General features: G+C 66.6%; 6 protein-coding genes. 2 read left to right on the top strand and 4 right to left on the bottom strand.

The window, feature by feature from the left end:
* Together ACFWAY_RS08130 and ACFWAY_RS08125 are read left to right on the top strand one after the other, a co-directional pair.
* On the top strand, positions 1–801 hold an 801-nt coding region (locus ACFWAY_RS08130), incomplete at its 5' end, for a class I adenylate-forming enzyme family protein (protein WP_378510392.1).
* Between the two features lie 28 nt (positions 802–829).
* Positions 830–1,951, top strand: a complete 1,122-nt coding sequence (locus tag ACFWAY_RS08125) for a CaiB/BaiF CoA transferase family protein (RefSeq protein ID WP_378510391.1) — start codon at positions 830–832, stop codon at positions 1,949–1,951.
* Positions 1,952–2,020: 69 nt separating this feature from the next.
* Here the strand turns inward: ACFWAY_RS08125 and ACFWAY_RS08120 are convergent, their stop codons facing one another.
* From ACFWAY_RS08120 to ACFWAY_RS08105, 4 genes are all read right to left on the bottom strand, one after another.
* Positions 2,021–3,427, bottom strand: coding sequence for an aldehyde dehydrogenase family protein (locus ACFWAY_RS08120; RefSeq protein ID WP_378510390.1), 1,407 nt, complete (start codon positions 3,425–3,427; stop codon positions 2,021–2,023).
* Positions 3,427–4,797: an MFS transporter gene (locus ACFWAY_RS08115; protein WP_378510389.1), complete on the bottom strand. Its 1,371-nt coding sequence runs from the start codon at positions 4,795–4,797 to the stop codon at positions 3,427–3,429. The genes ACFWAY_RS08120 and ACFWAY_RS08115 overlap by 1 nt, the downstream gene beginning before the upstream one ends.
* A gap of 50 nt (positions 4,798–4,847) precedes the next feature.
* Complete coding sequence (locus ACFWAY_RS08110) at positions 4,848–5,618, bottom strand: SDR family NAD(P)-dependent oxidoreductase (RefSeq protein WP_378453843.1); 771 nt, start codon at positions 5,616–5,618, stop codon at positions 4,848–4,850.
* A gap of 78 nt (positions 5,619–5,696) precedes the next feature.
* On the bottom strand, positions 5,697–6,017 hold the full coding sequence (locus ACFWAY_RS08105; protein ID WP_378510388.1) for a 2Fe-2S iron-sulfur cluster-binding protein: 321 nt from the start codon (positions 6,015–6,017) through the stop codon (positions 5,697–5,699).
* Positions 6,018–6,028 lie beyond the last annotated feature (11 nt).

Genomic DNA, 6,028 nt, shown 5'->3' with positions numbered 1-6,028 from the left:
ACCTGGGGTGCTGTGCCCGCCATGGTCACTCGTGTCATGGAACACGAAAACTTCGTCGCTGCAGACACGTCCAGTGTCCGGTCGATCCCCCTCGGCGGGTCCGCGTCGACCCCGGCATTCCGGCGCACCGTTCAGGAGCGGTTCCCGAACCTCAAGGGTGGCGGTGCCGGGTCGATGTACGGGCTGACCGAGGCCGGTGGCCTCCTCGCCATGGGTACATCCCGTGAGATCTCCGAGCGCCCGGGCTGCGTCGGCAAACTGCTGCCGCCGATCGAGGTGACGATCGCGACCCCGGACGCCGACGGTAACGGCGAGATTCTCGTCAACTGCCCCGGCCTGATGAGTGGGTACGTCGACCCCGACCTGGAATCGCTCGTCGACGCCGACGGGTGGCTGCACACCGGTGATCTCGGTCGCGTCGACGCCGACGGCCACCTCTACCTGAGCGGCCGGTCGAAGGACATCATCATCCGCGGCGGAGAGAACATTTCGTGCGCGTACGTGGCCGCGGCCCTGACCACCCATCCCGCCGTCGCCGAGGCAATCGTCGTGGCCCTGCCGCATGAGGAGCTCGGCGAACAGGTCGCGGCCGCCGTCACCATCCGGCGCGGCATGCCGGTCAGCACCGACGACTTGCGCGCACACGCAGCCACAACGCTCGGCCGCTTCCAAATCCCCACCCGCTGGTGGTTGCGCAACGACATGCTTCCCACCAGCGCGTCCGGGAAGGTGATCCGCCGCAATGTGGAGGCCATGTGGCTCGAACGCGGTGCCACCGACCTGATCGATAACGACAACTGACAGCCCATCCGACAGATCGGCGCTCCCCATGACGACCCCTCCCCCAGACGCCGGGTCGACCGGCCCCCTCGCCGGCCTCCGAGTCCTCGAGCTCGGGGGCATGGGACCGGCGCCCTTCGCGGCAATGACTCTCGCCGATCTCGGCGCCGACGTCGTACGCATCGAGCGACCGGCATCGCGCGGCCGCCCGCCGCGGGACGGGTCGCAGATCCTCCACCGCGGGAAACGATCGATCTGCCTGGATGTGAAGGACGACGCCGACCGTAGAACCCTGAAGGAACTCGCGGGCCGTGCCGACGTGGTGATCGAATCCTCGCGTCCCGGTGTTGCCGAGCGGCTCGGCATCGGCCCCGACGACCTGCACGCCGTCAATCCGCGGATCGTCTATGCCCGGATGACCGGCTGGGGCCAGGAGGGCCCGAAGGCAGCGACCGCCGGCCACGATGTCGGATACCTGGCGGGGACCGGGCTCCTCCACGCCATCGGCGGTGAGGAATGCCCTCAGATCCCTCTCGCTCTCGTCGGCGACTTCGGTGGTGGTGCACTGTATCTCGTGATCGGCATTCTCGCGGCCGTAACCGAGGCCCGGCGCAGCGGCCGGGGACAGGTCGTCGACGGCGCGATCGTCGACGGCGCCGCCCACATGGGCACTCTGCTGTACGGGATGCTCGACGCCGGCAGGTGGACGGACCGGCGGCGGTCCAACCTGATGGACGGCGGTACCCCGTTCTATTCGGTCTACGAGACCGCCGACGGCAAGCACATGGCTGTCGGTGCGATCGAACCGCAGTTCTACGACGCTTTCGTCGAGATTCTCGCGCCGGATGAGGAACTGCCGTCTCGGCGGGACAGGTCAGCATGGCCCGAACTTCGCGACCGCATCGCGGCACGGTTCCGCACTCGTACCCGAGACGAATGGACCACCCTGTTCCGAGGCACCGACGCCTGCGTCGAGCCCGTTCTGTCTCTCACCGAATCCCTCGACGACGATCACCTACGCGAGCGCGGAACATATGTCGACGTCGCCGGAATCCGCCAGCCCGCTCCGGCGCCGCGGTTCTCGCGAACGCCCGCGGCCGCGATCACACCGCCGTGCACTCCGGGCGACCATGATTCCCGCAGCGTGCTCGCGTCGTGGGATGTGCGGTAGCCACGCCGAAACGAGCTCGTCCGGCCAGGACGTCAGTCCCTGACCGGACGAGCACTCAGCGTCGGATAACTACCGGCGCGCTACGTTGATCACTTTGATCTGGGTGTACTCGAGCAACCCGAGGACACCGAGCTCGGTACCGATGCCGGACTGCTTGGCGCCGGCGATGGGTACGTCCGGTGTCCGATCGCTGTGCTTGTTCACCCACACGGTTCCCGCCGAGATTCGGTGAGCAATCGCGGTGGCGGCGTCGATGTCCGTCGACCAGACCGACGCGGCCAAGCCGAATTCGCTGTCGTTGGCGCGGGTCACGACGTCATCGATATCGGTGTAGGGCATCACCGGGACCACGGGGCCGAATTGTTCCTCGACGACCAGACGTGACGACTCGTCGACATCCCGGACGATCGTCGGTCGCACGAAGTAGCCGGGACCGTCGACGACCCCTCCGCCGGGCATGACCTTTCCGGCGGACTCCGCGTCCGCGAGGATTTCCTTGATGCGGTCGAACTGGGCCTGGTTCTGGACCGGCCCTAACTGTGTTCCCGGTTCCATGCCGTTACCGACGATCGCGTTTGCCGCACGCGCTGCAAGAGCGTCACAGAATCGGTCATAGATGTCCGCGTGCACGTAGATCCGCTTGATCGCGCGACAGATCTGCCCACTGTTGCCGAAGGCGGCGTGAAAGACCTTCTCGGCGACCTCCTCGACGTCGACATCCGGCAGGACGATCGCCGGGTCGTTGCCGCCGAGCTCGAGGGTCACCCGGGTCAGGCGCTCCGCCGCCGCAGCCATGACCTTCTTGCCCGTTTCCGTCGAGCCGGTCAAGCTGACCTTCTGCAGTCCCGGATGCGCCGAGAGGTGCGGGCCGAGCTCGGGGCCACCCGAGACGATGTTCACCACACCGGCGGGGACGATGCCTGCGATGAGCCGACCGAGGTGGAGGGTGGCCGCGGGGGTCGTCGGGGCGGGTTTGACGACCATCGTGTTACCGGCCAGCAGGGCGGCGGGGAGCTTGAACGCCAGGAGGAGCAGGGGAAAATTCCACGGCACGATGATGCCGATCACGCCCACCGGAACGCGGTGGATCTCGACGCGGCGCAGTTCGCTGTCGTCGATCACTTCCGGTTCGAGGGTGAGGCCGGCGAAGTAGCGAATGTACTCGACCGCTGTGTCGACCTCCCCGAACGCGGCGGCGAGCGGTTTTCCCTGTTCGCGGACGAGGATGCCGGCTAGTTCCTGACGGTGCTGTGCGATGGTGTCGGCGATCTGCGACACGATCCGCCGCCGCTCGTCGACCGGGGTAGCTGCCCAGCTCGGGTGTGCGGCTCCGGCCGCGGCCACGGCCCGGTCCAGCTGCTCGGGCGAGGCGGCAGGGACCGTGCTGAAGGTCTGCTCGGTGGCGGGGTCGATGACCGGAAGCTCCGTGGAGCCCGGCACGAGAGCGCCGTCGATCAGCAGTGCGAAGTCGTTCATCAAAGGTTCCTCTGATTGGCGTGAATGGTTGTGCCCGCACCGGGTTCGCAGTCGGCCGCAGTTCCATCGGCGCCGTCGTCCGGCCGGGGCGGCAGGTTCGGAATGGCGATCGCCGCGACGACAATTCCGAGAATCCCGAAGAGCACGAGTGCGTATGCGGGTGCGATGGTGGAGACCTCCGCGACCAGCCAGGTGGAGACGAATGGTGCGGCACCGCCGAACACCGCGTAGCTGATCTGGAACGGGAGTGCGCTGGCCGAGAACCGAACCTCGACGGGAAAGAGTTCGACGACTGCCAGTGCCGACACGATCAGCAGGGAGTACGCGGTGGTGGCGTACAGGGAGATTCCGATCGTCGCGGCGACGACGCCGTGCCGCAGGAGAATGAAGGCCGGCACCACCGCGATCGCCAGGGCCGCGGCGAGTGACACGGCCAACGTCTTGCGTTGGATGCGGTCTGCCCACCGACCGATGCCGAAGATCAGCCCGATCCCCACGAGGTGTCCGACGACGACGATCGTCAGGGCCGTCGACATCGGGTAATTCTGAAACTTCACGAGGTAGGACATCATGAATCCGACCAGGATGTAGCCGGCGACGGATTGCATGGCGACCCATCCGAGGAGGGTGCACATCTGGCGGCGAACCGTGCGGAAGGCCTGCGCGAGAGGCGCGGGCGTTCCCGGCTCGGAGTTCGCTCGGGCGGCGGTGAAGTCGTGTGAATCCTCGATGCTCATGCGGAGGTAGAAGCCGAGGACGCCGAGCGGGGCCGACAGGAGGAACGGCAGACGCCAGCCCCACTGGGCCATCTGCTGGTCGGTCGTCAGGGCCGAGACGACCAGGACGACCAGGGCGGCGCAGCAGACCCCCGCAACGATCGACACCACGAGTTTGGAGGCGTTCTTGCCGCGTTCGCCGATCGCGGACTGCTCGACCACGAGAACGAACGCTCCGCTCTGCTCCCCGCCCGCCGAGAAGCCCTGTAGCAGTCGGCACACGAGCAAGAGTGTCGGTGCTGCCACACCGACCGCCGCATAGGTCGGCAGCACGCCGATGGCCGCGGTGGCCCCGCTCATCAGAAGAACCGCGATCATCAAGGCGCGCTTGCGTCCCCAGCGGTCGCCGACGTGTCCGAAGACGACCGCTCCGATCGGACGAATCACGAACGCGACGCCGAACAGGGCGAACGTCGAGAGCAGAGCCGCCACGCTGTCGAACTGCGGGAAGAACAGCGTGGCGATGGTGACTGCGAAGAACCCGTACAGGGTGAAGTCGTAGAACTCGATGAAGTTGCCGATCGCGCCGGCCCGGGTGACCTTGGTGATCTTGTCCGGAGCGCTCGTGTGCGCAGGAGCGTCGAGTGTGCTCATACATCGTCCGATCGAAGTGGGAAATGAGGAGAGTGAACGGCGCAGCCGGACTATCGTGCGGTCAGGCCGCCGTCGACGGGCAGCGCGATCCCAGTGACGAAGGACGACTCGTCCGAGGCCAGCCACAGCGCGGCGTCCGCGATCTCGCGGGGCTGACCTGCGCGGCCGAGTGGGACACCGGCGACGACACGCTTCTCGTTCTCTTCCTGGGAGAATCGTGCATCGACCTTCATGAAGTCGTTGTACAGCATCGGGGTCGCCACCGGCCCCGGGCACAGTGCGTTCACGCGGACACCGTCGGTCGCGTAACGCACGGCCAATCCCTTGGCCAGACCGATGATGCTCGCCTTCAGGGCGGAGTAGATCGGGCTGAGTGCAGACCCGACGAGTCCGGAGGTGGATGCAGTGAAGATGATCGAGCCGCTCCCCTGCTGTCGCATGTGCGTGATCGCACGTGCCGCGATCACCGTCGACTGCGTGAGGTTCACGTCCGTGGCGGTACGGAATTCGTCGAGGTCGAGTGTTTCCACGTCGCCGGGAGCGGGCATTCCCGCATGGCTCCACAGGACGTCGATTCCGCCGAGCCATGCGATCGCGTCGTCGGCGACGGTCCCCGCGATGTCGGCGTCGGACAGATCGGCGACGAATCCCTGTGCGTTACCGCCCGCCGTGTTGATTCCGTCGACCACCTCCTTCAACCGAACCTCGTCCCGGTCGACTGCCGCGATCCGGGCGCCTTCCTGCGCGAACAGTTCGCACCCGGCTCGGCCCATTCCCGACGCGGCCGCGGTCACGACCACGCGCTTGCCTTGCAGTCTCATCGTCATCTCCTCAATGTTGTTCGTTTCGCACGGTTGTTCGTTTCGCACGGATGGGCCGGTCGGCCTTCCCCGATCCGGTCATTCCTCCGGTGCAAGCGTCACGGTGATTCCGTCGAGCGACTGCGCGTGCGCGATCTGGCAGGACAGTCGTGACGTCTCCGCGTCGAATCCTTCCGCTTCCTCGAGGAGTTCGATCTCGTCTACGGAGCGCTCGCCGAGTCCCGCGACGACCTGCGATTCCAGGTACACATGGCAGGTGGCGCAGGACGCGGTTCCGCCGCAGGAAGCAAGGAGTGGAAAATCATTGTCCCGCAGAGCTTCCATGAGGGTCTGTTCGGGTTCCCACTCCACCTGGCTGGGTGATCCCGCACGGTCGATGACGGTGATGTTGTTGGACATGTCGTGAATTC

The organism is Rhodococcus sp. NPDC059968 (assembly GCF_042738615.1).
GTDB lineage: Bacteria > Actinomycetota > Actinomycetes > Mycobacteriales > Mycobacteriaceae > Rhodococcus_F.
Note: the sequence above shows the minus strand (reverse complement) of the source record. Positions and strands in the feature narration are given on the sequence as shown.

Excerpts from the sequence above, each read along its gene's own strand:
- ACFWAY_RS08125 (WP_378510391.1), top strand. The coding sequence starts at position 830 with ATGACGACCCCTCCCCCAGACGCCGGGTCGACCGGCCCCCTCGCCGGC.
- ACFWAY_RS08120 (WP_378510390.1), bottom strand. The coding sequence starts at position 3,427 with ATGAACGACTTCGCACTGCTGATCGACGGCGCTCTCGTGCCGGGCTCC.
- ACFWAY_RS08115 (WP_378510389.1), bottom strand. The coding sequence starts at position 4,797 with ATGAGCACACTCGACGCTCCTGCGCACACGAGCGCTCCGGACAAGATC.
- ACFWAY_RS08110 (WP_378453843.1), bottom strand. The coding sequence starts at position 5,618 with ATGAGACTGCAAGGCAAGCGCGTGGTCGTGACCGCGGCCGCGTCGGGA.
- ACFWAY_RS08105 (WP_378510388.1), bottom strand. The coding sequence starts at position 6,017 with ATGTCCAACAACATCACCGTCATCGACCGTGCGGGATCACCCAGCCAG.